The organism is Mesorhizobium sp. M4B.F.Ca.ET.214.01.1.1 (assembly GCF_004791545.1).
Taxonomy (GTDB): domain Bacteria; phylum Pseudomonadota; class Alphaproteobacteria; order Rhizobiales; family Rhizobiaceae; genus Mesorhizobium; species Mesorhizobium abyssinicae.
The window spans coordinates 1-454 of record NZ_SRUX01000065.1; the positions used below are offsets into that span (position 1 = coordinate 1).

The 454-nt window shown below is 64.1% G+C and carries 1 pseudogene; it reads right to left on the reverse strand.

The window, feature by feature from the left end:
• Positions 1-3: 3 nt before the first annotated feature.
• Positions 4-454: pseudogene (locus EN857_RS33295) on the reverse strand (excinuclease ABC subunit B); the annotation flags it as partial.

The following is a 454-nucleotide window of genomic DNA, read 5'->3' on the forward strand; positions in this document are numbered from 1 at the left end:
GTGTTACTGCCCCGGCCGTCCGGTCTTGCCCGGTCGACGCTTTTGGCGGCGTTCGTTGGCCGGGTCCTCGTAGGAACCGATGCCCGAATGTTGGCGAACGATTGGTTTGTCGTCGCGCCCTTCCGGCGTGGGAGAAACCGGCTTTGGCTTCGCCGGCACTTTTCCTTCGACGGGTTTTTCCGTCCGACGCACCGTCATCTCGTCGAGCGAGTTTTTCCTGAACAACGGCTTGGTGCGATCGCCGGGAATGCCGAAATCGGAGCCATGCGCTTCCTGTGCCGTCTGCTTCTTGAACAGCGAGCGTGACACCGCGCCTGCCGGTGTCGCCATGTCTGTGCCGGGACCCACGTCATCGATCGACGGCTTGGCGAAGAGCGGCTTCTTCACCGGCACCGCGCCGTCGGCGCCCATCTCGTCGAGATGCGGCTTACGGAAGAGGTTGGGCCGGGCAGCC